Source organism: Nocardia abscessus NBRC 100374, from assembly GCF_000308455.1.
GTDB lineage: Bacteria > Actinomycetota > Actinomycetes > Mycobacteriales > Mycobacteriaceae > Nocardia > Nocardia abscessus.
This window is the reverse complement of record NZ_BAFP01000139.1, coordinates 229,401-252,505: the sequence shown is the minus strand read 5'-3', so window position 1 is coordinate 252,505 and position 23,105 is coordinate 229,401. Positions and strand designations below refer to the sequence as shown.

22 protein-coding genes are annotated in these 23,105 nt (G+C 68.8%); 14 read left to right on the top strand and 8 right to left on the bottom strand.

Annotation, left to right across the window (positions count from 1 at the left end; translation table 11 throughout):
• The first annotated feature begins 87 nt into the window (after positions 1-87).
• The 3 genes from ON19_RS28745 to ON19_RS28735 all read left to right on the top strand — a co-directional run bounded on the left by ON19_RS28745 (position 88) and on the right by ON19_RS28735 (position 3,077).
• Positions 88-1,032, top strand: a complete 945-nt coding sequence (locus tag ON19_RS28745) for an ABC transporter ATP-binding protein (protein ID WP_043699448.1) — start codon at positions 88-90, stop codon at positions 1,030-1,032.
• Positions 1,032-1,793, top strand: coding sequence for an ABC transporter permease (locus ON19_RS28740; protein WP_043699446.1), 762 nt, complete (start codon positions 1,032-1,034; stop codon positions 1,791-1,793). Before ON19_RS28745 ends, ON19_RS28740 begins: the two co-directional genes overlap by 1 nt.
• Positions 1,794-2,156: 363 nt before the next feature.
• Positions 2,157-3,077 (top strand): adenylate/guanylate cyclase domain-containing protein, encoded by a 921-nt coding sequence (locus ON19_RS28735; protein WP_227954500.1) that lies wholly within the window; start codon positions 2,157-2,159, stop codon positions 3,075-3,077.
• Between the two features lie 27 nt (positions 3,078-3,104).
• Here ON19_RS28735 and ON19_RS42955 read toward each other — a convergent pair whose 3' ends face one another.
• Positions 3,105-3,251 carry a CG2302 family histidine operon protein gene (locus tag ON19_RS42955; RefSeq protein WP_169334228.1) on the bottom strand — a complete coding sequence of 49 codons (147 nt, stop codon included), beginning with the start codon at positions 3,249-3,251 and terminating at the stop codon, positions 3,105-3,107.
• Between the two features lie 201 nt (positions 3,252-3,452).
• Here ON19_RS42955 and ON19_RS28730 point away from each other — a divergent pair, with 201 nt between their 5' ends.
• The 7 genes from ON19_RS28730 to ON19_RS28700 all read left to right on the top strand — a co-directional run bounded on the left by ON19_RS28730 (position 3,453) and on the right by ON19_RS28700 (position 12,561).
• Entirely contained in the window at positions 3,453-5,168 is a 1,716-nt protein-coding gene (locus tag ON19_RS28730; protein WP_043699444.1) for an acyclic terpene utilization AtuA family protein, read from the top strand.
• Positions 5,165-6,316, top strand: a complete 1,152-nt coding sequence (locus tag ON19_RS28725) for an acyl-CoA dehydrogenase family protein (RefSeq protein ID WP_043699442.1) — start codon at positions 5,165-5,167, stop codon at positions 6,314-6,316. Before ON19_RS28730 ends, ON19_RS28725 begins: the two co-directional genes overlap by 4 nt.
• Positions 6,313-7,911, top strand: a complete 1,599-nt coding sequence (locus tag ON19_RS28720; RefSeq protein WP_043699440.1) for an acyl-CoA carboxylase subunit beta — start codon at positions 6,313-6,315, stop codon at positions 7,909-7,911. The genes ON19_RS28725 and ON19_RS28720 overlap by 4 nt, the downstream gene beginning before the upstream one ends.
• Before the next feature lie 8 nt (positions 7,912-7,919).
• Positions 7,920-9,926, top strand: a complete 2,007-nt coding sequence (locus ON19_RS28715; RefSeq protein ID WP_043699437.1) for an acetyl/propionyl/methylcrotonyl-CoA carboxylase subunit alpha — start codon at positions 7,920-7,922, stop codon at positions 9,924-9,926.
• 67 nt (positions 9,927-9,993) lie between these two features.
• Positions 9,994-11,154 carry an acyl-CoA dehydrogenase family protein gene (locus ON19_RS28710; RefSeq protein ID WP_043699749.1) on the top strand — a complete coding sequence of 387 codons (1,161 nt, stop codon included), beginning with the start codon at positions 9,994-9,996 and terminating at the stop codon, positions 11,152-11,154.
• Between the two features lie 10 nt (positions 11,155-11,164).
• Entirely contained in the window at positions 11,165-11,941 is a 777-nt protein-coding gene (locus tag ON19_RS28705) for an enoyl-CoA hydratase family protein (RefSeq protein ID WP_043699435.1), read from the top strand.
• Between the two features lie 5 nt (positions 11,942-11,946).
• A complete protein-coding gene (locus ON19_RS28700; protein ID WP_043699432.1) occupies positions 11,947-12,561 on the top strand; it encodes a TetR/AcrR family transcriptional regulator in 615 nt (204 codons plus the stop codon).
• Positions 12,562-12,681: 120 nt separating this feature from the next.
• On the opposite strand, the gene ON19_RS28695 is transcribed toward ON19_RS28700, so the two are convergent.
• From ON19_RS28695 to ON19_RS28685, 3 genes are all read right to left on the bottom strand, one after another.
• A complete protein-coding gene (locus tag ON19_RS28695) occupies positions 12,682-13,047 on the bottom strand; it encodes a hypothetical protein (protein ID WP_157229874.1) in 366 nt (121 codons plus the stop codon).
• A 305-nt stretch (positions 13,048-13,352) separates the two neighbouring features.
• Positions 13,353-15,320, bottom strand: coding sequence for a glycosyltransferase family 39 protein (locus ON19_RS28690; protein WP_043699426.1), 1,968 nt, complete (start codon positions 15,318-15,320; stop codon positions 13,353-13,355).
• Positions 15,317-16,606, bottom strand: coding sequence for a bifunctional glycosyltransferase family 2/GtrA family protein (locus ON19_RS28685; protein ID WP_051169388.1), 1,290 nt, complete (start codon positions 16,604-16,606; stop codon positions 15,317-15,319). The genes ON19_RS28690 and ON19_RS28685 overlap by 4 nt, the downstream gene beginning before the upstream one ends.
• Before the next feature lie 153 nt (positions 16,607-16,759).
• Here ON19_RS28685 and ON19_RS44040 point away from each other — a divergent pair, with 153 nt between their 5' ends.
• On the top strand, positions 16,760-16,882 hold the full coding sequence (locus ON19_RS44040) for a hypothetical protein (protein WP_255218417.1): 123 nt from the start codon (positions 16,760-16,762) through the stop codon (positions 16,880-16,882).
• A gap of 86 nt (positions 16,883-16,968) precedes the next feature.
• On the opposite strand, the gene ON19_RS28680 is transcribed toward ON19_RS44040, so the two are convergent.
• Entirely contained in the window at positions 16,969-17,388 is a 420-nt protein-coding gene (locus tag ON19_RS28680; protein ID WP_051169387.1) for a DUF6463 family protein, read from the bottom strand.
• Positions 17,389-17,582: 194 nt separating this feature from the next.
• Here ON19_RS28680 and ON19_RS28675 point away from each other — a divergent pair, with 194 nt between their 5' ends.
• Together ON19_RS28675 and ON19_RS28670 are read left to right on the top strand one after the other, a co-directional pair.
• Positions 17,583-18,155 carry a TetR/AcrR family transcriptional regulator gene (locus ON19_RS28675; RefSeq protein WP_043699422.1) on the top strand — a complete coding sequence of 191 codons (573 nt, stop codon included), beginning with the start codon at positions 17,583-17,585 and terminating at the stop codon, positions 18,153-18,155.
• Positions 18,156-18,224: 69 nt separating this feature from the next.
• A complete protein-coding gene (locus ON19_RS28670) occupies positions 18,225-18,947 on the top strand; it encodes a TetR/AcrR family transcriptional regulator (RefSeq protein ID WP_051169386.1) in 723 nt (240 codons plus the stop codon).
• Between the two features lie 157 nt (positions 18,948-19,104).
• Here the strand turns inward: ON19_RS28670 and thiD are convergent, their stop codons facing one another.
• Positions 19,105-19,950: a bifunctional hydroxymethylpyrimidine kinase/phosphomethylpyrimidine kinase gene (thiD, locus tag ON19_RS28665; protein ID WP_043699420.1), complete on the bottom strand. Its 846-nt coding sequence runs from the start codon at positions 19,948-19,950 to the stop codon at positions 19,105-19,107.
• Between the two features lie 89 nt (positions 19,951-20,039).
• Here thiD and ON19_RS28660 point away from each other — a divergent pair, with 89 nt between their 5' ends.
• Positions 20,040-21,179 (top strand): GTP-binding protein, encoded by a 1,140-nt coding sequence (locus ON19_RS28660; RefSeq protein WP_043699418.1) that lies wholly within the window; start codon positions 20,040-20,042, stop codon positions 21,177-21,179.
• An 80-nt stretch (positions 21,180-21,259) separates the two neighbouring features.
• Here the strand turns inward: ON19_RS28660 and ON19_RS28655 are convergent, their stop codons facing one another.
• Positions 21,260-21,883: an NAD(P)-dependent oxidoreductase gene (locus tag ON19_RS28655; RefSeq protein ID WP_043699416.1), complete on the bottom strand. Its 624-nt coding sequence runs from the start codon at positions 21,881-21,883 to the stop codon at positions 21,260-21,262.
• Between the two features lie 109 nt (positions 21,884-21,992).
• A complete protein-coding gene (locus ON19_RS28650; RefSeq protein ID WP_043699414.1) occupies positions 21,993-23,075 on the bottom strand; it encodes an epoxide hydrolase family protein in 1,083 nt (360 codons plus the stop codon).
• Positions 23,076-23,105: the final 30 nt, after the last annotated feature.

The window sequence follows — 23,105 nt, the reverse complement described above, 5'->3', positions numbered from 1 at the left end:
CTGGGGGACCGCCCTCATCCTCGAGGATGATCCAACTCGCCACTAATTACCGACGCGCGCCGACGCGATTTACGGAATGCTGGCGGCATGATCGAGCTGAGAGGCCTGACCAAGCACTACGGGCAGACCGTAGCGGTACAGGATCTGTCCTTCACCGTTCGCCCCGGACAGGTGACGGGGTTCCTCGGGCCGAACGGCGCGGGCAAGTCGACCACCATGCGGATGATCCTCGGATTGGACAAGCCCACCGCGGGCACGGCGCTGATCCAGGGCAAGCCGTACCACGAACTGGACCATCCGCTGCGCGCCGTCGGCGCGCTGCTGGACGCGAAGTGGGTGCACCCGAACCGCTCCGCGCGCGCCCATCTGGAGTGGATGGCCGCGTCCAACGACATCGCCAAGTCCCGGGTGGAGGAGGTACTGCGGCTGGTCGGCCTGTCCGAGGTGGCGGGCAAGTCCGCGGGCGGCTTCTCCCTGGGCATGTCGCAGCGGCTCGGCTTGGCCGGCGCGCTGCTGGGCGACCCGCAGGTGCTGCTGTTCGACGAGCCGGTCAACGGCCTCGACCCGGAGGGCATCCTGTGGATCCGCCGGTTCATGCAGCGGCTGGCCGCCGAGGGCCGCACGGTGCTGGTCTCCAGCCATCTGCTGTCGGAGATGGCGCAGACCGCCGAGCACCTGGTGGTGATCGGGCGCGGCAAGCTGATCTCGGACTCGACCACCCAGGAGTTCATCGAGCGCGCCTCCGAGCAGTCGGTGCGGGTGCGCAGCCCGCAGCTGGACCAGTTGCGCAGCGTGCTCACCTCGAACGGCATGACCGTCCGCGAGGACGGCGCGGGCACGGAAGGCCCCGCGCTGGTGGTGGCGAACGTGACCAGCGACGCGGTCGGCAAGCTGGCGGGCGCGAACGAGATCACGCTGTTCGAGCTGGCCCCGCAGCGCGCCTCGCTGGAAGAGGCGTTCATGCGGATGACCGGTGGCGCCGTGCAGTACCACGGTGAAGGCTTCGATCAGGTGATGGGAGGTGCGCTCTGATGGGCGTGCTGGCAGCGGAACGAATCAAGCTCACCTCCACCAGGTCGCCCTGGTGGTGCTCGGCGATCGTGGTCGCCTTGGCGCTCGGCATGGCCGCGCTGCTCGCCTCGGTGGCGCGCGCGTCCTACGGCACCGACGGCGCGATCGATCTGACCGTCTCCACCGCGGTGGCCGGAATCAGCGGCTTCGGCGTGATGGTCCTGATGATCATGGCGACCCTGACCGTGACCAGCGAATATCGCTTCGGCATCATCCGCACGACGTTCCAGGCCACGCCGCATCGGGCCAAGGTCATCCTGACCAAGGCCGGGCTGGTCGGCGTGTACGGCGCGGTGCTCACCTTCGTCCTGGTGTTCCTCGCCTACCTGGTGGCCAAGGCCCTGGGCGGTCCGGAAGCGGGTGCGACGCTGACCCTGTCCAGCGCGGACGACTGGCGCGAGGTCTACGGCATCCCGATCTACGCGTTCCTGTGCGTGCTGCTCGCGGTCGGGGTCGGCGTGCTGGTGCGCCAATCCGCCGCCGCGATCTCGCTGATCGTGCTGTGGCCGCTGCTCATCGAGGGCCTGCTCGGGGCGTTCGGCAGCTTCGGCCGCAATGTCACCCCGTTCCTGCCGTTCGCGAACGCGAACCACTTCATCAGCTCCGCCGCGTCCACGGCCAACTGGCACTGGGGGCCTTGGGGCAGCCTGCTGTACTTCACCGCCTTCGTCGCGATCGTCTTCGGCGCGGCCCTGGTCTTGGTGAACCAGCGCGACGCCTGACCGGCTGCGAGGCAGCCGCCCAGCTACCCGAGTCGCCCTCCCTCGCCACTCGGGTGGTAGGGGCGCCGACCTTGTCGGGAGGTCCGGCGCTCCGCCCCACCGCCCGCCACTGCCCGGCGGACGGTGCGACGATCGGCCCGGTGCGAATTCTCGCGCCGGGCCGATCGTGCGTGTGAACATCGAGGAAACTATGCCGCCTGCGGGTTCCGAGACCTGTTCTCGTCCGAGTAGCCTCGATTCAGCAACCAGCTCGTTATCCATCGCCGGGCCCGACGATGTGCTCGCGGAGGTTCGCAGCGGAGGTGGCAGATGGTGATGATCGGTAACACGTCCACGTCTGGTCGGCTGAGATACCCTCGGGGCGTGAGTGAAACACCTTCCGGCGGCGCCGAGCCGGGGTCGGGGGCGGAGGCCGAGGGAGGCGTACCGCCCGAGGTGGTCATTCCGTTGGAGCCGTCCGACGAGTTCGATCCTCCCCGCCGTCCTGGCGGATTCCGCCGTGGCCAGCTGTCCGCGCTGGTGAGCGCGGCCAATCAGCGGGCGGATCTGATCGGCATGCTGCGCAAGGCGCGCCAGCAGTTGCCCGGGGATCCCGCTTTCGGTGACCCGCTGTCGGTTTCCGGGCCGGGCGGTGCGCGGGCGGTCGCGCGCGCGGCGGACAAACTGGTCGGCGACACGCCGAGCGCGGCGCGCGAAATCGGTTTCGGCGCCTTGCAGGTCTGGCAGGCGGCGTTGGAGCGAGTCGGACGCGGCAAAGGTAGCCAGGAAATAACTGTCATGTTCACCGACCTGGTGGCCTTCTCGCGCTGGTCGCTCTCGGCCGGTGACGAGGCCACGCTCGAACTGCTGCGCAAGGTGGCCAAGGCCATCGAGCCGCCGATCGCCGAGCGTGGCGGACAGGTGGTCAAGCGCATGGGCGACGGCGTGATGGCCGTGTTCCCTTCGGCGGACCGGGCGATACGCGCCGCCGTGACGGCAAGGCGCAACCTGGCCGACGTCCAGGTGCGCGGCTACACCCCGCAGATGCGGATCGGTTTGCACACCGGTTCTCCGCGTGAGATCGGGGGCGACTGGCTCGGCGTGGACGTCACGATCGCGGCCCGGGTCATGGAGGCGGGTGGCAACGGGAACACCATGCTGTCCGAGGCCACGCTGCAAGGGTTGCGGCCGGAGACGCTGGCGGAACTGGGCTTGGCGGTCAAACCGTATCGCCGCAGCTTCTTCGCCGCTCCGCTCAACGGCGTCCCCGATGACCTGCGGATCTTCCGCTTGTCGAAGGCTTAGGCGGCCGAGCCTTCGCTCGGCCCGCCCCTACGCGAGCCACCAGGCCAGCGCGCCGCCCGCCGCGAGGAGGGCGCAGACGCCCAGCGCGATCGATAGCGGCCGGGCCGTCTTCCAGGTGGTGTACGCGCCGCCGAGCAGGAAACCCGCGAGGGCGAACAGAATGATCACGGTCACGTCGCTGGACACTGTGCCTATCTTGCTCCGACCTGCTCGGTCGGTGCCGTGCGGGTGGGCAAGTCGTTCAGTCGTCAATTAACAAGCACGCATGCTTGCTTTTTTCTTGCCGCGGTGTGATGCTGGTCGCGGAACGCGGACTTCACGGGTGCGGCATGCGGCTCATCCTGACGGTCCGCCGTACAGGAGGCATTCCCGCTGATGAGTATGCTGGCCGCCGACCCGGATGTGCTCCGGATCGGCAACTGTTCCGGCTTCTACGGTGATCGGCTCAGTGCCATGCGCGAGATGCTCGACGGCGGGCAGCTCGACGTGCTCACCGGCGACTATCTCGCCGAGCTGACCATGCTTATCCTCGGCCGGGACCGGATGAAGGACCCGGACCTCGGCTACGCCAAGACCTTCGTCAAGCAGATCGAGGAATGCCTCGGGCTCGCGCTGGAGCGCAAGGTGCGCATCGTGGCGAACGCGGGCGGCCTGAACCCGGCGGGCCTGGCGCAAAAGCTGCGCAAAGTCGCCGCCGACTTCGGGCTGGACGCGAAGATCGCGCACGTGGAAGGCGACGACCTGGTAGCGCGCGCCGCCGAGCTCGGTTTCGGCGCGCCGCTGACCGCCAACGCCTACCTCGGCGCGTGGGGCATCGTCGAATGCCTGAACGCGGGCGCGGACATCGTGGTCACCGGCCGGGTCACCGACGCGTCGGTGATCGTCGGCCCCGCCGCCGCCCACTTCGGCTGGGGCCGAATGGATTACGACCGGCTGGCCGGCGCGGTGGTGGCCGGGCACGTGATCGAATGCGGTACCCAGGCCACCGGCGGAAACTACGCCTTCTTCACCGAGCTGGCCGATCTGGGCAGGCCCGGCTTCCCGATCGCGGAGATCCGCGCCGACGGCAGCAGTGTCATCACCAAACACGCGGGTACCGGCGGCGCGGTCACCGTGGACACCGTCGAGGCCCAGCTGATGTACGAGATCCAGGGGCCCCGCTACGCCGGACCCGACGTGACGACTCGCTTGGACACCATCCGGCTCGACCAGGACGGCCTGGACCGGGTGCGGATCAGCGGCGTCACCGGTGCGGCCCCGCCGCCCCGGCTCAAGGTCTCGCTGAACACCCTCGGCGGATTCCGCAACGAGATGGAGTTCGTGCTCACCGGTCTGGACATCGAAGCGAAAGCGGCACTGGCGCAACGCCAGCTGGAAGCCTGGCTGCCGACCCGCCCCGCCGAGCTGACCTGGACCCTGGCACGCCTGGACCGGCCGGACGCGGAGACCGAGGAGCAGGCCAGCGCACTGCTGCGCTGCGTCGTCCGTGACCCGGACCCGAACAAGGTCGGGCGCGCGTTCTCCAATGTCGCCGTGGAACTGGCGCTGGCCAGCTACCCGGGATGCAGTTTCACGACCCTGCCGGGCAACGGATCCCCGTACGGCGTGTTCACGCCCGGGTTCGTCGACGCGGCCGAGGTGCCGCATGTAGCGGTGCTGCCCGATGGCGCCCGCGTCGCGGTCGCGCCGTCTGCGGAGACGGCCGAACTCACCGAGGTCGCCGAACCACCCGCTCCGGAACCGTTGCCCGCGGGGGAAACCCGCCGCGTGCCGCTGGGCACGATCGCGCTGGCCCGCAGTGGCGACAAAGGCGGTGACGCCAACGTCGGCGTCTGGGTGCGCACCGATGAGCAATGGCGCTGGCTGGTGCACACACTCACCGTCGCACGCGTGAAAGAGCTACTGCCGGAAGCGGCTTCGCTGACCGTCATCCGGCACGTGCTGCCCAATCTGCGGGCGCTGAACTTCATCATCGAAGGCCTGCTCGGTCAGGGTGTGGCCTATCAGGCCCGCTTCGACCCGCAGGCCAAGGGACTCGGCGAATGGCTGCGGTCTCGTCACCTCGACATTCCAGTGGAGCTGCTGACATGACGAAACTCTGGGAAACGCCGGAACGCCGGGAACTGCGTGCCACGGTGCGTGGCTTCGTGGAACGCGAGATCCTGCCCTACCTGGACGGCTGGGAGCGCGCCGGGGAGATCCCGCGCGAGCTGCACAAGAGGGCGGGCGCGCTCGGCCTGCTCGGCGTGCAGTTCCCGGAATCCGTGGGCGGTTCCGGCGGCGACGGCGTCGACGGCATGATCGTCTGCGAGGAGATGCACCAGGCGGGTGCGTCCGGCGGGCTGTTCGCCTCGCTGTTCACCTGCGGTATCTCGGTGCCGCACATCATCGCCTCGGGCGACGCCGAGCAGATCGAGCGCTGGGTGAAGCCGACGCTGGCCGGTGCGAAGATCGGCTCGCTGGCGATCACCGAACCCGGCGGCGGATCGGATGTCGGGCACCTCACCACCACCGCGCGCCGCGACGGCGACCACTACATCGTCAACGGCGCCAAGACCTACATCACCTCCGGCGTCCGCGCCGACTTCGTGGTCACCGCGGTGCGCACCGGCGGACCGGGCTCCGGGGGCATCTCGCTGCTCATCGTCGACAAGGACACGCCTGGCTTCACGGTCAGCCGCAAGCTGGACAAGATGGGCTGGCTCGCCTCCGACACCGCCGAGCTGTCCTACGTGGACGTCCGGGTGCCGGTGGAGAACCTGGTGGGCCCGGAGAACTCCGGCTTCTTCCAGATCGCGGGCGCGTTCGTCAGCGAGCGCGTCGGCCTCGCGGTGCAGGCGTATTCCAGCGCGCAGCGCTGCCTGGACCTCACCCTGGAGTGGGTGCGCAACCGCGAGACCTTCGGCCGTCCGCTGATCAGCAGGCAGGCGGTGCAGAACACGGTCACCGAGATGGCGCGGCGCATCGACGTCGCCCGCGTCTACACCCGCGACGTGGTGCAGCGCAGCGCCGAAGGCGAGACCGACCTGATCGCCGAGGTGTGCTTCGCCAAGAACACCGCGGTGGAGGCGGGCGAGTGGGTGGCCAACCAGGCCGTCCAGCTGTTCGGCGGCCTCGGCTACATGCGCGAATCCGAAATCGAGCGCCAGTACCGGGACATGCGCATCCTCGGGATCGGCGGCGGCACGACCGAGATCCTCACCGGACTGGCGGCGAAGCGATTGGGGTACCAGAAATGACCGTTCTGCGCAGCACCCTGGACACCGCCGCGCCCGAGTACGAAGCGGCTGCCGACGCCATGACGGCCAAGCTCGCCGAGGTGGAGGCGGAGTTCGCCAAGGCCATCGCGGGCGGCGGGCCGGACAAATTGGCCCGGCATCGCAAGCGCGGCAAGCTGACCGCGCGCGAGCGCATCGAACTGCTCGTCGACGAGGACTCGCCGTTCCTGGAGCTGTGCCCGCTGGCGGGCTGGGGCAGCGAATTCCACGTCGGCGGCAGCACCATCGCCGGAATCGGCATCGTGGAGGGCGTCGAGTGCATGATCGTCGCGCCCGACCCGACGGTGCGCGGCGGCACCTCCAACCCGTGGACGCTGCGCAAGACCCTGCGGATCAACGACATCGTGCGGGAGAACCGGCTGCCGGTGATCTCGCTGGTCGAATCCGGCGGCGCGGATCTGCCCACGCAGAAGGAAGTCTTCGTCCCCGGCGGCCGGATGTTCCGCGACCTCACCCAGGCGTCGGCGGCGGGCATCCCGACCATCGCGCTGGTGTTCGGCAACTCCACCGCGGGCGGCGCCTACATTCCCGGAATGTCCGACCACGTGGTGATGATCAAAGAGCGTTCCAAGGTGTTCCTCGGCGGTCCGCCGCTGGTCAAGATGGCCACCGGTGAGGAGTCCGACGACGAGTCCCTCGGTGGCGCCGACATGCACGCGCGGGTGTCCGGCCTCGCGGACTACTACGCGCTGGACGAGCAGGACGCGATCCGCATCGGCCGCTCCATCGTCAGGCGGCTGAACTGGCGCAAGCAGGGCCCGGCCCCGCGCGCCGAGGTGATCGATCCGCTCTACGACCCGGAGGATCTGCTCGGCATCGTGCCGTCGGACCTGAAGATCCCGTTCGACCCGCGCGAGGTGATCGCCCGCATCGTGGACGGCTCGGATTTCGACGAGTTCAAGCCGCTCTACGGCAGCAGCCTGGTCACCGGATGGGCGCAGCTGCACGGGTATCCGGTCGGCATCCTGGCCAACGCGCGCGGTGTGCTGTTCTCCGAGGAGTCACAGAAGGCCACCCAGTTCATCCAGCTGGCCAACAAGACGAACACGCCACTGCTGTTCCTGCACAACACCACCGGCTACATGGTGGGCAAGGAGTACGAGCAGAAGGGCATCATCAAACACGGCGCGATGATGATCAACGCCGTCTCCAATTCGAAGGTGCCGCACATCTCGGTGCTGATGGGCGCGTCCTACGGCGCGGGTCATTACGGCATGTGCGGCAGGGCCTACGATCCGCGGTTCGTCTTCGCCTGGCCCAGTGCGAAATCCGCCGTCATGGGCGGCGCGCAGCTGGCGGGCGTCATCTCGATCGTCGGCAGGGCCGCCGCCGAGGCGAAGGGCCTGCCGTTCGACGAGGAGGCCGACGCCGGGATGCGCGCGATGGTAGAGGCGCAGATCGAGGCGGAGTCGCTGGCGATGTTCATGTCCGGGCGGCTCTACGACGACGGCGTCATCGACCCGCGCGACACCCGCACCGTATTGGGAATGTCCCTCTCGGCCATTCACAATGCCCCGATCAAAGGCGCCGACAGCTTCGGCGTCTTCCGAATGTGAGGCCGCGGATGGAAATCACGAACGTTCTTGTGGCGAATCGGGGCGAAATCGCCCGGCGCGTCTTCGCCACCTGCCGCCGGATGGGTCTGGGCACCGTCGCGGTGTACTCCGACGCGGATGCCGCCGCGCCGCACGTCACCGAGGCGGACGCCGCGGTACGCCTGCCCGGCAATACACCAGCGGAAACCTATCTGCGCGGTGAGCTGATCATCGAGGCCGCGGTGGCGGCGGGCGCCGACGCCATCCATCCCGGGTACGGGTTCCTCTCCGAGAACGCCGAATTCGCCAAGGCCGTGCTCGACGCCGGACTGGTCTGGATCGGCCCGCCGGTCGAGGCGATCGAGCAGATGGGCTCGAAGGTCGCCTCGAAGAAGATGATGGACGCCGCCGGAGTGCCGGTGCTGGCCGAACTGGACCCGGCCGAGGTCACCGAGGCGCACCTGCCGGTGCTGATCAAGGCGTCGGCGGGTGGCGGCGGGCGCGGCATGCGCGTGGTCCGCGAGCTGGCCGACCTGGCCCCGCAGATCGAGGGCGCCCGGCGCGAGGCGGAATCCGCGTTCGGCGACCCGACGGTCTTCTGCGAGCGCTACCTGGAGACCGGCAGGCACATCGAGGTCCAGGTGATGGCCGACACGCACGGCGCTATCTGGGCGGTGGGCGAGCGCGAGTGCTCCATCCAGCGCCGCCACCAGAAGGTGATCGAGGAGGCGCCCTCGCCGCTGGTGGAACGCACCGAAGGCATGCGGGCGCGGCTGTTCGAGGCGGCGCGCCTCGCGGCGGGCGCGATCGGCTACACCGGCGCGGGCACCGTCGAGTTCCTCGCCGACGAACAGGGCGAGTTCTTCTTCCTGGAGATGAACACCCGTCTGCAAGTGGAGCATCCGGTCACCGAGTGCACCACCGGTCTGGATCTGGTCCGGCTGCAACTGGACGTCGCCGCGGGCGGCGCGCTGCCCGCCGAACCGCCCGCGATGCGCGGACATTCGATCGAGGTCCGGCTCTACGCCGAGGACCCGGCGCAGGGCTGGCAGCCGCAGAGCGGAACGGTGCACCGGATCGAGATCCCCTCGGTGCGCACCGAATTCGACCTGCTCGACCGGCCCGGCGTGCGGCTGGACACCGGCGTGGTGGACGGCTCGGTGGTCGGTGTGCACTACGACCCGATGCTGGCGAAGGTCATCTCCTACGCCGAGACACGCGGCGAGGCAGCGCGATTGCTGGCCGCCGCCCTGCACCGGGCGAAGATCCACGGCCTGGTCACCAACCGGGACCTGCTGGTGCGCGTGCTGCGTCATCCGGCGTTCCTGGCCGGTGACACCGACACCGCGTTCTTCGCGACGCACGGGCTGGACACCCTCGCCGCGCCACTGGTATCGGAGACCGACGAGACGCTGTCCATCGTGGCCGCCGCGCTCGCCGACGCCGCCGCGAACCGCGACCGCGCGCGAGTGGGCGGCGGGCTGCCCAGCGGGTGGCGCAATCTGCCCTCGCGGTCGCAGCGCAAGTCCTACGAGAGTCGCGCCACCGGGACGCACGAGGTCGGTTACCGATTCGGTCGCACCGGCGTCACCGTGGACGGCCACGACGGTCTCGAACTCGTCGAGTCGGGGCCCGATCGCGTCGTGCTGTCGGTGCCGGGCGAACGCGGCCCGGTGCGCAGGCGATTCGAGGTCGCGCGCTACGGCGACCAGGTCTACGTCGATTCGCCGCTCGGCCCGGTGGCCCTGCGCAGGCTGCCGCGCTTCAGCGACCCGGCCGACCAGGTGGCCACCGGCTCGCTGCTGGCGCCCATGCCGGGCAGCGTGATCCGGCTCGGCGCCGAGGTCGGCAGCCAGGTCGAACGGGGTCAGCCGATTCTGTGGCTGGAGGCGATGAAGATGGAGCACACCATCGCCGCGCCCGCCGCGGGCGTGCTCAGCGCCGTCAACGTCACCGTCGGCCAGCAGGTCGACGTCGGCGCCGTGCTCGCGGTCGTCGAACCCGCCGACAACGAGGAAACACAGGAGGAGCGATGAGCCACGATCGCGCAGCGCTCATCGAGCCGACGGGGTGCGGGAGCCCCCGCAAGACACAGGAGAACTGATGAGCTTCATCGAAACCGACGAGCAGAAGGCGCTGCGGGCCGCCGTCGCCGCGCTGGCCGCGAAGTACAACTACCGCGACTACGTACTGCCGAAGGCGCGCAAGAACGAGCCGCTGGACGAATTGTGGCAGGAGGCGGGCAAACTCGGGTTCCTCGGGGTGAACCTGCCCGAGGAGTACGGTGGCGGCGGCGCGGGCATGTACGAGCTGTCGCTGGTGATGGAGGAGCTGTCGGCCCAGGGGGCGGGCCTGCTGCTCATGGTGGTCTCCCCGGCCATCTGCGGCACCATCATCACCAAGTACGGCACCGACGAGCAGAAGCAGGAATGGCTGCCCAAACTCGCCGACGGCTCCGGCAAGATGGTCTTCGGCATCACCGAGCCGGACGCGGGCTCCAACTCCCACCAGATCACCACCACCGCGCGGCGCGACGGCGACGACTGGATCCTCAACGGCCGCAAGATCTTCATTTCCGGCGTCGACCAGGCCGAGGCCGTGCTGATCGTGTCCCGCACCTCCGATCACAAGACCGGCAAGCTCGAGCCCGCCCTGTTCATCGTGCCGACCGACGCCGAAGGCTTCACCAAGACGGCGCAGGAGATGGACATCATCGAGCCCGACCACCAGTACAGCCTGTTCCTCGACGACGTCCGGCTGCCCTCCACCGCACTGATCGGCAAGGAGGACGCGGCGCTGATGCAGCTGTTCGCGGGCCTGAACCCGGAGCGCATCATGGGCGCGGCCATGGCCATCGGCCTGGCCCGCTACGCCATCGACCGGGCGGTGGAATACGCCAAGGAGCGCACGGTGTGGAAGACGCCGATCGGCGCGCACCAGGGCATCTCGCATCCGCTCGCGCAGGTGAAGGTCGAGCTGGAGCTGGCGAAGCTGATGATGCAGAAGGCCGCCACCCTCTACGACACCGGTGACGAGATGGGCGCCGCCGAGGCGGCCAACATGGCGAAGTACGCGGCGGCGGAAGCCAGCATCAAGGCACTCGACCAGGCCATCCAGACCCACGGCGGCTCCGGCCTGACCAGGGACGTCGGGCTGGCCGCGATGCTCGCGGCCGCGCGCATCGGCCGCATCGCGCCGGTCAGCCGGGAAATGGTCCTGAACTTCGTCGCCCAGTACTCGCTGGGCCTGCCCAAGTCGTACTGAGAGGCCGCGCATGACCGAGACGGGTCCGTTCGTCCGCTACGAGGTCGGCGGCGGCGTCGCGACGCTCACGCTCGATTCGCCGCACAACCGCAACGCGCTGTCGTCCAAGCTGGTCGCCGAACTGCTGCGCGGGCTCGACGACGCGGCCGCCGACGACGCGGTGCGCGTCATCGTGCTCGCGCACACCGGCAACACCTTCTGCGCGGGCGCGGATCTCAGCGAGGCGAGCGACGCCGATCCGGCCGTGGCCGCCGACCAGCGCACCCGGGTCATGATCGGGGTGCTGCGCCGGTTGGTGGAGATCCCGAAACCGGTGATCGCGCGGATCGACGGGAACGTGCGGGCCGGCGGCATGGGCATCGTGGCCGGTTGCGACATGGTCGTGGCCGGGCCGGGCAGCAGTTTCGCGCTCACCGAAGTGCGGATCGGGTTGGCGCCGTTCATGATCTCGCTGACCCTGTTGCCCAGGCTCAGCCCGCGCGCGGCCAGCCGGTACTACCTGACCGGCGAGAAGTTCGACGCCGCCGCGGCGAAGGAGATCGGCCTGGTCACCGTCACCGCCGACGATCCGGCGGCCGAGGTCGCTCGGCTGTGCGGGGAAGTGCGCAAGGGTTCCCCGCAGGGGCTGGCCGAGGCCAAACGGTTGGTCAACGCGAGCATCCTCGCCGAGTTCGACGCCTCCGCCGAGGAACTCGCGCGGCGCTCGGCGAGCTTCTTCGGCACCCCCGAAGTCCACGAGGGCATGCTGGCCTTTTTGCAGCGTCGCTCGCCGAGCTGGGCAGAATAACCACCATGGCGACACCTCACGAACCCAAGCAGGACCGCAGCCGAGCCACCCGGCAGCGCCTGCTCGAGGCGACCATCGACTGCCTGTCCGAGATGGGCTGGGCTGCCGCGACGGTCGCCGTGGTCGCCGAACGGGCCGGGGTGTCGCGCGGCGCGGCGCAGCATCACTTTCCCACCAGGGAGGATCTGATCACCGCCGCGCTGGAGTACATGTTCGACACGCGCAGCGGGCAGGCGGTGCAGGAGGCCGAGACCCTGGTGGAACTCGGCGACGGCATCGCGCGCACCGAGGCGGTGGTGGCCGGGCTGGTGGAGTCCTACACCAGCCCGCTGTTCAAGGCGGCGTTGCAAGTGTGGACGCACGCCGCCGCCGATCCGGTGCTGCGCGAACGCATCGTTCCGCTGGAGGCTCGCTTCGGGCGCGCCTCGCACCGCCGCGCGGTCGAAGCGCTGAGGGTGGACGACTCCGATCCGGTCGCCCACCACCTGGTGCAGGCGACGCTGGACATGGCGCGTGGTCTCGGTCTCGCCGACGTTCTCACCGACGATTCGGCCCGCCGCAAGCGGATCGTCGAGCAGTGGGCGGCCACGCTACACGCCGCCTTGCACGCACCCCGCTGAGCGGGAGCCCGCGAGCGTCACGTACCAGATCACGCCTTTGCCCTTTCCTGGAGACGCGATCCCGTCCCTACGCGAGACTGTCCGTCGCGGGCATCCGCGGCTGATCGAGTGGTTCGCTGATCAGCACAGTCCTTGCTGCTCGAGGCGGCCGGAATCGATGGCGTAGGAGGAGGCTCCGATGGCGGCCCCGACCAGGCCGACGATGATCGCGCCGGGGATCGCGCCGACGAAGAAGACGGGCAGGCCGACGAGCGCGCCGATCGCGGCGCCGATCGCCGCGCCGATTCCCGTGCGCAATTCGATGGTGTCGCCCGGCGGCAGGCAAGCCTTGATGTAGGTCACCTGTGGGGGTTCGCTGGTCGCCGCGGCGATCGGTTCGGCTCGCTCAGCGGGGGCGGCCGACGCGGTGGCGGCGAATCCGACGGTGAGCGCGGTTGCGACCAGTGCGCTGACCACCGTCACGGCCAGCTTCATGAGAGCGTTCAATTGTTTCCCTGAATGTTCGCGGTGGACGCGTGACCTGATGGTGGCGGGGCCCCGGCTCCCCGCCGGGAGCCGTCACACATCCCGATCATCATCGCTGGCGTTTTGCGGGATGCCAAGAGCGGCGACCGAATCCACACTCCCCTCTGCACACCTCGAATCGAGGCTCGCACACGCCATCCGCACCGACGCCGAGGTATGGCGTCGGTGCGGATGCGGTGTTCAGCGGGCGCAGGGAGTCGCGCTGAACACTGGAAGGCGATGCGGTCGGCGGGGAATGCAGGGCGCCGCGACCGCATCGCGCGGTTTCAGCGGGTGGCGGTCAGGTCGTACAAGGTGACCCCGTCCACCTGGGTGGCGGTGAAGTTTGCCTGGACCCATTGGGCGATCTGTGTGCTAGGGGAGGTTTCGGAGGTTCCGGGTCCGCCGAGGGTTCCGCCGACGAAGTAGTGGATCTTTCTTTCCGCGACATATTGTTTGAACTGCTCCAGCGTCGGTGAGGGGTCGCTGCCGTTGAAGCCGCCGACCGGCATCACGGGAAGTTGGGTGGGCAGCTGGAAGCCTGCGGCGTTGTTCGAGCCGATGGCTGCCGCCACCCAGGTGTAGTCGCCGCCGTTCTGCTCGAGCAACGACACCACCTGTGCGCTGGGTTTGCCGGCCTCGAGCAGGCTGCCGACCCCACTGCTGCCCGAGCCGATCGGTGTCGTGTTCGGAGTGCTGGCGTCTGCAGTGCCCGGTGCGTGCCCGTCTCGCTGCGGGCGGCCCGCCGTGCCATTCGTTACCTCGCCCCATGACGGCCGATGTCCACTCGTCGCGACGTCGGGGCCCGCCGAGGGGATCGCGCCGGTGTACGGCTTGGCTATGGTGTCAACCGCGTAGGCCGCCGGTCCGGCCAGGAAGGTGAACGCGACCGCCAGCGCCGACAAGGCGGCCAGTTTTCGCGGTGCGGGGAAGAGGACGGCGAGCGTCGCGATGACGCCGACGACCAGCACCGTCCAGCGCAGCCACGACTGCCATTCGGGACTGCGGGACAACAGCATCCATGCGGTCGCTGTGGTGAGACCCACCGCCAGCGCTGTCAACAGCCGCACCCACAGCCGATGCCGCTCCCGCCACGTCAGCGCCGCGCCCGCGCCGACGAGTGCGGCGATGGCCGGAGCCAGGGCCACGGTGTAGTACTGGTGGAAGATGCCGGCCATGAAGCTGAACACCAGCCCGGTCACCAGCAGCCAGCCGCCCCAGAGGACCAGCGAAGCGCGCTGCCGATCGGTGCGAGCCGCTCTGCCGCGCAGCAGGATTCCCACGACGAGCGCGATCAGGGCGGCGGGGAGCAACCAGGCGATCTGGCCGCCCTGCGTGGGGTCGAACATGCGCGTGATACCAGGACTGCCCCATGAGGCGCTGCCGCTGGGCGGACGCCCGGCGGGGCCGACGCTGCCGCGTTCGTTGCCGTTGAGCCGGCCGAGCCCGTTGTAGCCGAGTGTCAGTTCCAGGATCGAGTTCTCGTGCGAGCCGCCGATCCACGGCCGGGACGAGGTGGGCCACAGCTCCACCGCCAGCAGCCACCAGCCCGCGGCCACCACCATCGCGGCGCCGGCCGCGAAGAGTTGCGTGATGCGTTTGCCGAGCTTCGGCGGACCCGCGATCAGGTAGGTCAGCGAGAGCGCGGGCACCACCAGCAGCACTTGCAATTGTTTGGTGAGAAAACCGAATCCGATCAGGCCGCCGGTCAGCACCAGCCAGCGCCAGCGGCCGTCCTCCACCGCCCGCGTCATCGCCCAGGCGGCGGCGACCATCAAGAACACCAACAGCGCCTCGGGATTGTTGAACCGGAACATCAGTGCCGCGACGGGCGTCACCGCCAGCGCCGACCCGGCGAGCAATCCGGCGGCGGGCCCGAACGGCCTGCGCACCGTCGCCCACAGCAGCGCCACGGTGGCCACTCCGAGCAGCACCTCCGGCACCAGGATGCTCCAGCTGTTGAGCCCGAACGCCCGTACCGACAGCTCCATCAACCACAGCGAGGCGGGCGGTTTGTCCACGGTGATCGAGTTCGCCGCGTCCGAAGACCCGAAGAAGAACGCCTTCCACGACACCGACCCCGCTTGCACGGCAGCCGAGTAGAAGGAGTTCCCCCACCCGTTGGCGCTCAGGTTGCACAGATAGGCCACGGCCGTGCCGAGCAGTAGCGTCGCCAGCGCCGGATACTCCCACTTCCGGTTGGTCTGCGGCCGCGTTTCGGTGGCGACCGGCTGCGCGGTCAGTGTCGCTGTCATCGACGGTCCCCCTCGTCGTCACGACCGATGGAGGCGATAGCCGACGCCACCGGCTCAGCCGAGCGATCGCGTCCCGCGCCGTCCCGGAACACCCAGCGCAGACCGACGAAACGCAACAGCGTCGCCACCAGATTGGCCACCACCAGTACGAACAATTCCAGGTGCACCGAGGCGTCCGGCGCCCACCGATGCAGCGCGAACAACGACCCGCTGGTGAGCGCCAACCCGATGCCGAAGATCACCAGACCTTGGAACTGGTGCGAGACGGCGCCGTTCGAGCCGCGCACGCCGAAGGTGAAGGCCCGGTTGGCCGCGGTATTGCCCACCGCGGTGATCAGCAGCGCCGCGAAGTTCGCCACCTGCGCGCCGGTCAACGGTTGCAGCACCACATAGAGCAGCAGATAGGCCAGCGTGCTCGATACGCCGACGATCGCGAAACGCACGAGCTGTCCGACCATGCCCAGCGGCACCCCGGCCACCAGGGGTTCCCGGCCCGCCGCGCTACGCAGCTCGTCGAGCGGTAGCGCGCCGGTGGCCAGCGCCCGCCCGAGCCGCCAGATGCCGAGCAAGTCCTTGCGCGCGGTGTCGACGATGTCGACCCGGCTGTCCGGATCATCGATCCAGTCCACCGGGACCTCGTGGATGCGCAGACCGGCCCGCTCGGCGAGGACGAGCAATTCGGTGTCGAAGAACCACTCCCCGTCGCGCACCAGCGGCAGCAGGCGGCGCGCGACGTCGGTGCGCATCGCCTTGAAGCCGCACTGGGCGTCGGAGAAGTGCGCGCGCAGTGCGGCTTTCAGCAGCAGGTTGTAGCAGCGCGAGATGATTTCTCGCTTGGGGCCGCGCACCACGCGGGACGCCGCATCCAGCCGGGTGCCGATCGCCAGGTCGGAATGCCCGGTGATCAGCGGTGCGACCAGGGGCAGCAGTGCGTTCAGGTCGGTGGACAGGTCGACGTCCATGTAGGCGACCACCTGCGCGTCCGAGCGTTCCCACACCGCTCGCAGCGCCCGCCCGCGTCCCTTGGCGGCCAGGTGCACGACTCGCACGTCGTCCAGCTCGTCGGCGAGCAGCCGTGCGACCTGCAGCGTGTCGTCGGTGCTCGCGTTGTCGGCGACCGTGATGCGCGCCGGGAACGGGAACCCGTTGCGCAGGTAGGCGTGCAGTCTGCGGACGCACACGCCGAGATCGGTCTCTTCGTTGTAGACGGGTATCACCACGTCCAGCACGGGCGCACCCGTGGTCTCGGTTCGTTCCGCCGCCGCGACGGTCGAGGTCTCGGTCATGCGAACTACATTCGGCGGCCACACTGCCACGGTGCTGGGGCTCAGCTGTGAGGTTCCTGGTAGCCGATTTCGCCGGTCCCACCCGGATCGGCCTCCGTAGCGTACGGTCGACAGCAGCGGGACCATTCAGGTTCTCCGAGCAAAGGACCACGTTTGTCCGACAAATCTCCGCGCAGCTCGATGTCCAAGAAGTCCGGGAAGTCCCTCAAGGAAAAGCGAGCGGAGAAGAGGGCCAAGTCCTCAGTCGATCCCGTCATCGACATCAAGAAGCGCTGACCGTGCCGCTGAGCGAGAACCACTCGCTCAGCGGCCCGGCCAGGGGAGCGGCGCATCTGCGGCCGCACCCGTTGCACGGCGGCAGTTCAGCTCGGCCGGATGGATATTCCGGCAGTAGTTCCAGGGTTGTCGCGGCGAGCGGCGCGTCTGGAGCCGGCCAGTAGCAGGCCGGCGGCGATCAGGAGGACCAGCAAGGGCGAGGGGCCGCCGACCGCCACAGTGGTCAAAGTCCAAGCGGCCACCATCCAGGCGAGAAACGGTGGCGGTGTGCTGCCGCGGTGGTCCAGCCACAGCACCATCAGGCCGATCAGGAGGAACGGCACGCCGAAGCTGAACACGGTGTACCACAACGTGGCCTCGGCGTAGTTCATCGCAGTGGCATCCACCTCCCACCCCTCTCCGCTGAACCACGCCCCGGCGTAGCGCGGGGCAGTCTCCACGAGAGCGCCCAGCGTGTGCCCTACTCCTGGAAACAACACAATGAGCCAGCCAGCCCACTTGATCATGTGAACTCCCCATTTCCTTGCGCGGAGCCAGGTGGCTCCATCGGGTTGTCCGGGCGACCGTGGCCCCGCGACACCCGTTCACCTCGCCGCGCAGACCGCCACCCTCGAATTCTGTTATACGATGGCGTATAACACGGAGCCTAGCCCTGATGTACGGTGCCGTATAGATGGGAAGGTGTGAGAGGAGTCGCACTGTGGGCGTGGCCCGCACACCACGCCAGGCCTGGATCGACCAGGGATTGCAGACACTGGCCGCGAGCGGTGTGGACGCGGTCCGCATCGAGGGGCTGGCCAAGGCGCTCGGCGTGACCAAGGGCGGGTTCTACGGCTACTTCGCGGATCGCAACGCACTGCTGGAAGCGCTGCTGGACGAATGGGAGCGCGAGAGCATCGATGAGGTACTCGACCGCGTCGCACGCGAAGACGACCCACGGGACAAGCTCGTCCTGGCGGGACGGTTGACCCTGTCCAGCGACCGCCTGCTGGCGATCGACTTGGCGATCCGCAACTGGGCCCGGCGAGACGAATCGGTCGCCGAACGGCTGCGCCGGGTGGACGACCGGCGTATGGATCTGCTCCGCGAGATGATCGGCACCTTCTGCTCCGACCCCGACGAGGTCGAAGCCCGCAGCCTCCTTGCCTTCTGCCTGGCCATCGGCAACCAGTTCCTCGCTGCCGATCACCACGGCCGCACCCGGGATGAGGTCCGCGCCCGCGCATCCGCGATCGTTCTCAACCGCGCTCACCTTCGATCGCCGCCGACATAGGCCTGTCGGCGGCTGAGGTCGGCGGGTGCGGCGTCGTACCGGAGGTAGCAGGTAGCATCCGGATTCGTGATGCTCAGCGGCGGGACGGAGGAGGACCTGCCGCGCAAACGTGTGGACGCGCGCACCGAGCGTTGGCGCGAGCATCGCAAGAAGGTGCGCGAAGAGTTCGTGGACGCGGCCTTTCGCGCGCTCGACAAGTTCGGCCCCGGCGTCAGCATGGGCGACATCGCCAAGGAGGCGGGCGCGGCCAAGCCGAAGCTGTATCGCCACTTCGAGGACAAGGCCGACCTCTACAACGCGATCGTCGACCGGGTTCGCGACATGCTCTGGGAACAGATCATGACCAGCTTCGACCTGACCGGCGACTCGGCCGGTGAACTGGTGCGCCGGGCCGCGTCCGAGTACGCGCTGGTGGTGGCCCGGCAGCCGGACGTCTTCCGGTTCATGCTGCACAGCCACTTCACACAGCGCTCCGACGACACCGGCCGCGCCCTGCAATCGGCCAGGCAGTCCGCCGAACGCGCCGCCGCGTTGTTCGCCGGCGCGGTGGACGACGAATCGGTGCGGGTGGCGGACGCGGAACTGGTGATCTATTCGATCTTCGGCGCGGTGGCCTCGGCCACCGATTGGTGGCTGGGGACGAACCGGCTGGAGCCGCCCGCGATGCCGGTCGAACAGTTCGCCGCCTATCTGAGCGAAATCATCTTCGCGCTGGTGGCGGCGAGCGCTCGGTTGCACGGCATCGCGATCACGGCCGATCTTCCGCTGCACAGGGCATTTTCCAGTCTGTGACCGGAGCGCCCCCCGGGACGGGCGCCGAGGTCATTGCCGCGACAACGCCGAACGTCGTTGTTCCGATCGCCTCGCCGTTGAAGCCATCCGTGTCGGCGACGTCCTCAGTATGGCAGCGCCCACCGACAAGAAATCGCGTGCGCCGAACGGTTGCCGGTCAACTCTGAAGCAACCGCCACAGCGGGGACACCGGCCCATGGCCTGCGCCGAGATCGTAGGACGCCGCGAGGCAGCGGTAGGTCCACTCCTTGGCGAACTCGACCGCTTCGGGCACCGGATAGCCGTGCGCCAGCGCGCAGGCGATCGCGGCGGCCAGCGTGTCGCCGCCCCCGTGGTCGTTGCCGGTCGCGATGCGCGGCGCGGAGAACTCGAGGAACTGGTCGCCGTCGAACAGCAGGTCGGTGCTGTACTCGGAGGAGCGCAGGTGCCCGCCCTTGACGATCGCCCACCGCGGCCCCAGCTTGTGCAGCGCCTCGGCCGCGCGCCGCGCCGAATCGTCGTCGTCCACGTCGATTCCCGTGAGCAAGCGGACCTCGTCCAGGTTCGGCGTCACCACGGTCGCGAGCGGAATCAGCGTGGTGCGCACCGCGTCGAGCGCTTCGGCGTGCAACAGCGGATCGCCGTGCATCGAGGCCGCGACCGGATCGACGACCAGCGGGATGTCGCCGTCGCGACCGATGCCGACCTCCTGGCAGACCGCCGCGACCGCCTCGATGATCGCGGTGGAGGCCAGCATGCCGGTCTTCGCGGCGCCCACCCCGATGTCGCCGACGACCGAGCGCACCTGATCGGCCACGACCTGCGGCGGAATCTCGTGAAAGCCGCTGACGCCCACCGTGTTCTGCACGGTCACCGCCGCCACGGCCACCAGCGCGTGCACGCCGCACAACGCCATGGTGCGGGTATCGGCTTGGATTCCGGCGCCTCCACCGGAATCGGTACCGGCAATGGTGAGCGCCCGGACGGGGGTCTGCCCCTCGGCGGGCAATGGCAGCAATTTCACGCCACAAACCCTACGGCGGTCCCGTTCGCTCGCCACCGGCAACCGGAGCCCGGTGGCCGACAGCAAATGAAAATCGTTATCATTAGTGTATGGACTCCGATCTGCTTCCCGTCACCGTGCTGTCCGGCTTTCTCGGGGCGGGCAAGACGACGCTGCTCAACCACATCCTCGCCAACCGTGAGGGCCGCCGGGTGGCGGTCATCGTCAACGACATGAGCGAGGTCAACATCGACGCCGCGCTCGTCGCCGGACAGGGCCACCTCGACCGCACCGAAGAGAAACTGGTCGAACTGACCAACGGCTGCATCTGCTGCACATTGCGCGAGGACCTGATCGAGGCCGTCGCCCGGCTCGCTCGCGAGGGGCGGTTCGATCAGTTGGTGATCGAATCGACCGGCATCTCCGAGCCGATGCCGGTGGCGGCGACGTTCGACTGGGAGTTCGAGGACGGGTTCCGGCTCGGTGAGATCGCCCGGTTGGACACCATGGTGACCGTGGTCGACGCCTCGACCTTCCTCGCGGAAGTGGCGCGCGGCCAGGCGCTCGCCGAGCGGAACCTGCAAGCGGGCGACGGCGACGCGCGCACCATCGCCGACCTGCTGGTGGATCAGGTGGAGTTCGCCGACGTCCTGCTGGTGAACAAGACCGACCTGGTCGGCGCGGCTGCGGCGGGCGCGGTAGAAGCCACGGTGCGCCGCCTGAATCCGCGCGCCCGCGTGCTGCGCACGACGAACGGCGTGGTCGACCTGGCTGAGGTCCTGGACACCGGGCGCTACGACCCGGTGGTTGCCGCGGAGACCGAGGGCTGGGCGGAGGAGCTCGCCGGCGGGCACACGCCGGAAACCGAGGAGTACGGCATTCGCAGCCTCACCTACACTGCCGATCGGCCGTTCCATCCGCTGCGGCTGTCCGAGGCGCTGGAGCGGTTGCGCGGTCTGCTGCGCAGCAAGGGATTCTGCTGGATCGCGAGCCGGTCGACCCTGGCCGCGGTGTGGTCGCAAGCGGGGCCGAATCTGGTCTTCGAACCCGCCGCCTGGTGGTCGTCGCTGGAAGTGCCGCCGGGGCAGGAGATCGTCTTCATCGGGATAAAACTGGATTGCGGCGACAAGGTGCGCGCGTTGCTGGATGCCGCCCTGCTCACCGCCGCGGAGTTCGCCGCTGGTCCCGGTGCGTGGGCCGAGTATTCCGATCCCTTCCCGGCCTGGGGCGAATTGCACGAGCACGCCTGAAACCCGCGACAACGGCCGCGGCCCACGCTCCCGGCTTCGGGGCGTGGGCCGCTTCCGCGCCACCGCATGGTGCGCCGTCCTCAGTTCGAGATGCCGGCCGCCTGGCGGAGGTAGGTGGTGTCGGTCAGTTGCTCGATCATGAATCCGGCGATGTCGGCACGGGCGATCTTCAGCGTGAGACCACGTTCGCCCGCCGGGAACCCGCGCCGGTAGCTGCCGGTGGCCGGGCCGTCGGTGAAGGCGCTCGGCCGCACGATCGTCCAGTCCAGGTCGCTGGCCAGCACGTACTCCTCCTGCTGGACGTGGTCGGCGTAGGCCGGGCGCAGCAGGAGCCCGAACATCACGTACTTCCACAGGAAGTTCAGGTTGCCCCGGCTGTCGCCGACGCCGAGCGTGGTCTGGCAGATCAGCCGCTTGACGCCGGTGCGATTCATCGCGTCGATGATCGCTTTGGTGCCGCCCGCCCGGACCACGCCCTTGCGGCCGTTGCCGAGCGAGATCAGCACCGCGTCCTGCCCCTCCACCGCTCGCTGCACCGAATTGGTGTCCAGCACTTCGCCTTCCACTACGCGCAACCGCTCGTGCCGCTGCCCCACGCTCGCGGCGCTGCGCGTGAAGGCGGTGACCTCGTGCCCCTCCCGCAGGGCCTGCTCGACGACGTGACGACCGACGGTACCGGTGGCGCCGAAGACTGCGATTTTCATGGTGTTCCCTCTTCCGGTCGGAAAGCTGTTGTGTTGTTGCTGAATTCAGTACATCAGCGGGAAGCGAGACGAACCATGGCCGTGAGTCTCGATGACATAAGAGACTGTCTCAGCGCAGCTGGGCGAAGAACTCCGTGATCTCCTCCGCCATCAGCGCGGGCGCGACGTGGTGCAGGTAGTGGGTGAACACGTCCTGCGTGCGCCAGGACACGATGTTGTGGTCGCGCTCGGCGAAGCGGCGGATGCCGTGGAAATCGCCGGTGGAGCCGCACAGCGCCAGCGGAACCGTGGACGGCGCCGAGGGGTGCTCGGCCTTGTCCTTCTCGAAGTAGTGCCGGATCGCCGATCCCGCGGTGCCGGTGAGCCAGTGGATCGCGATGTTGGTCAGCACGAAGTCGTCGTCCAGGTCCGGGCCGAGCAGTTGCCCGTTCCAGCCGACCAATCCGGCGGGCGAGTCCGTGATCGCGTGCGCCAACGTCTGTGGCTGCTGCGATTGCAGCACGTTGAAGCCCATCTTGTGCTTGACGAACCAGTCCAGGGTGGCCAGTGACTGCTGCTCGCCCTCGTCGAGATCGGCCAGCTCGGCCGGATCGCCGGACGGGAACGAGTACACCTGCGTGACATGCACCCCGACCACGTTGTCCGGAGCCACCCGGGCGAGTTCCGGCGAGATCTGCGAGCCTCCGTCGTTGCCCACCGCGCCGTAGCGGGAGTAGCCGAGCCGCCGCATCAGCTCCGCCCAGGCGCGGGCGATCCGGGCGTCGTTCCAGCCCGCCTCGGTGGTGGGGCCGGAGAATCCGTATCCCGGCACGGAGGGGATCACCAGGTCGAACCCGGCCGCGGTGAGCGGCTCGATGACGCCGATGAACTCGACGAAGGTGCCCGGCCAGCCGTGCGTGAGGATCAGCGGGAAGGCGTTGTCCTGCGCGGATTTCACGTGCAGGAAGTGGATGCTCTGGCCGTCGATCTCGGTGGTGAACTGCGGGTAGGCGTTCAAAGAATTCTCGACGGCGCGCCAGTCGAATCCGTCACGCCAGTATCCGACCAGGTGCCGCACCCGTTCCACGCTCACTCCGTAGGTGTCGCCCGAGCCGGGGATCTGCTCGGCCCAACGGGTGTGGGCCAGGCGATCGCGCAGGTCGTCCAGATCGGCCTGGTCGACGTGGATGCGGAAGGGGGTGATGGCGGTCATGTCCTGGCTCCTTTTGAAACGGAATGCTCT

What these genes read in the sequence shown, in the direction of transcription:
- ON19_RS28715 (WP_043699437.1), top strand. Translation starts at nt 7,920, where the DNA reads ATGGAAATCACGAACGTTCTTGTGGCGAATCGGGGCGAAATCGCCCGG.
- ON19_RS28710 (WP_043699749.1), top strand. Translation starts at nt 9,994, where the DNA reads ATGAGCTTCATCGAAACCGACGAGCAGAAGGCGCTGCGGGCCGCCGTC.
- ON19_RS28685 (WP_051169388.1), bottom strand. Translation starts at nt 16,606, where the DNA reads ATGACCGAGACCTCGACCGTCGCGGCGGCGGAACGAACCGAGACCACG.
- ON19_RS28745 (WP_043699448.1), top strand. Translation starts at nt 88, where the DNA reads ATGATCGAGCTGAGAGGCCTGACCAAGCACTACGGGCAGACCGTAGCG.
- ON19_RS28670 (WP_051169386.1), top strand. Translation starts at nt 18,225, where the DNA reads ATGCTCAGCGGCGGGACGGAGGAGGACCTGCCGCGCAAACGTGTGGAC.
- ON19_RS28725 (WP_043699442.1), top strand. Translation starts at nt 5,165, where the DNA reads ATGACGAAACTCTGGGAAACGCCGGAACGCCGGGAACTGCGTGCCACG.
- ON19_RS28730 (WP_043699444.1), top strand. Translation starts at nt 3,453, where the DNA reads ATGAGTATGCTGGCCGCCGACCCGGATGTGCTCCGGATCGGCAACTGT.
- ON19_RS28680 (WP_051169387.1), bottom strand. Translation starts at nt 17,388, where the DNA reads ATGATCAAGTGGGCTGGCTGGCTCATTGTGTTGTTTCCAGGAGTAGGG.
- ON19_RS28655 (WP_043699416.1), bottom strand. Translation starts at nt 21,883, where the DNA reads ATGAAAATCGCAGTCTTCGGCGCCACCGGTACCGTCGGTCGTCACGTC.
- ON19_RS28720 (WP_043699440.1), top strand. Translation starts at nt 6,313, where the DNA reads ATGACCGTTCTGCGCAGCACCCTGGACACCGCCGCGCCCGAGTACGAA.
- ON19_RS28690 (WP_043699426.1), bottom strand. Translation starts at nt 15,320, where the DNA reads ATGACAGCGACACTGACCGCGCAGCCGGTCGCCACCGAAACGCGGCCG.
- ON19_RS28660 (WP_043699418.1), top strand. Translation starts at nt 20,040, where the DNA reads ATGGACTCCGATCTGCTTCCCGTCACCGTGCTGTCCGGCTTTCTCGGG.
- ON19_RS28705 (WP_043699435.1), top strand. Translation starts at nt 11,165, where the DNA reads ATGACCGAGACGGGTCCGTTCGTCCGCTACGAGGTCGGCGGCGGCGTC.
- ON19_RS28650 (WP_043699414.1), bottom strand. Translation starts at nt 23,075, where the DNA reads ATGACCGCCATCACCCCCTTCCGCATCCACGTCGACCAGGCCGATCTG.
- ON19_RS28740 (WP_043699446.1), top strand. Translation starts at nt 1,032, where the DNA reads ATGGGCGTGCTGGCAGCGGAACGAATCAAGCTCACCTCCACCAGGTCG.
- ON19_RS28700 (WP_043699432.1), top strand. Translation starts at nt 11,947, where the DNA reads ATGGCGACACCTCACGAACCCAAGCAGGACCGCAGCCGAGCCACCCGG.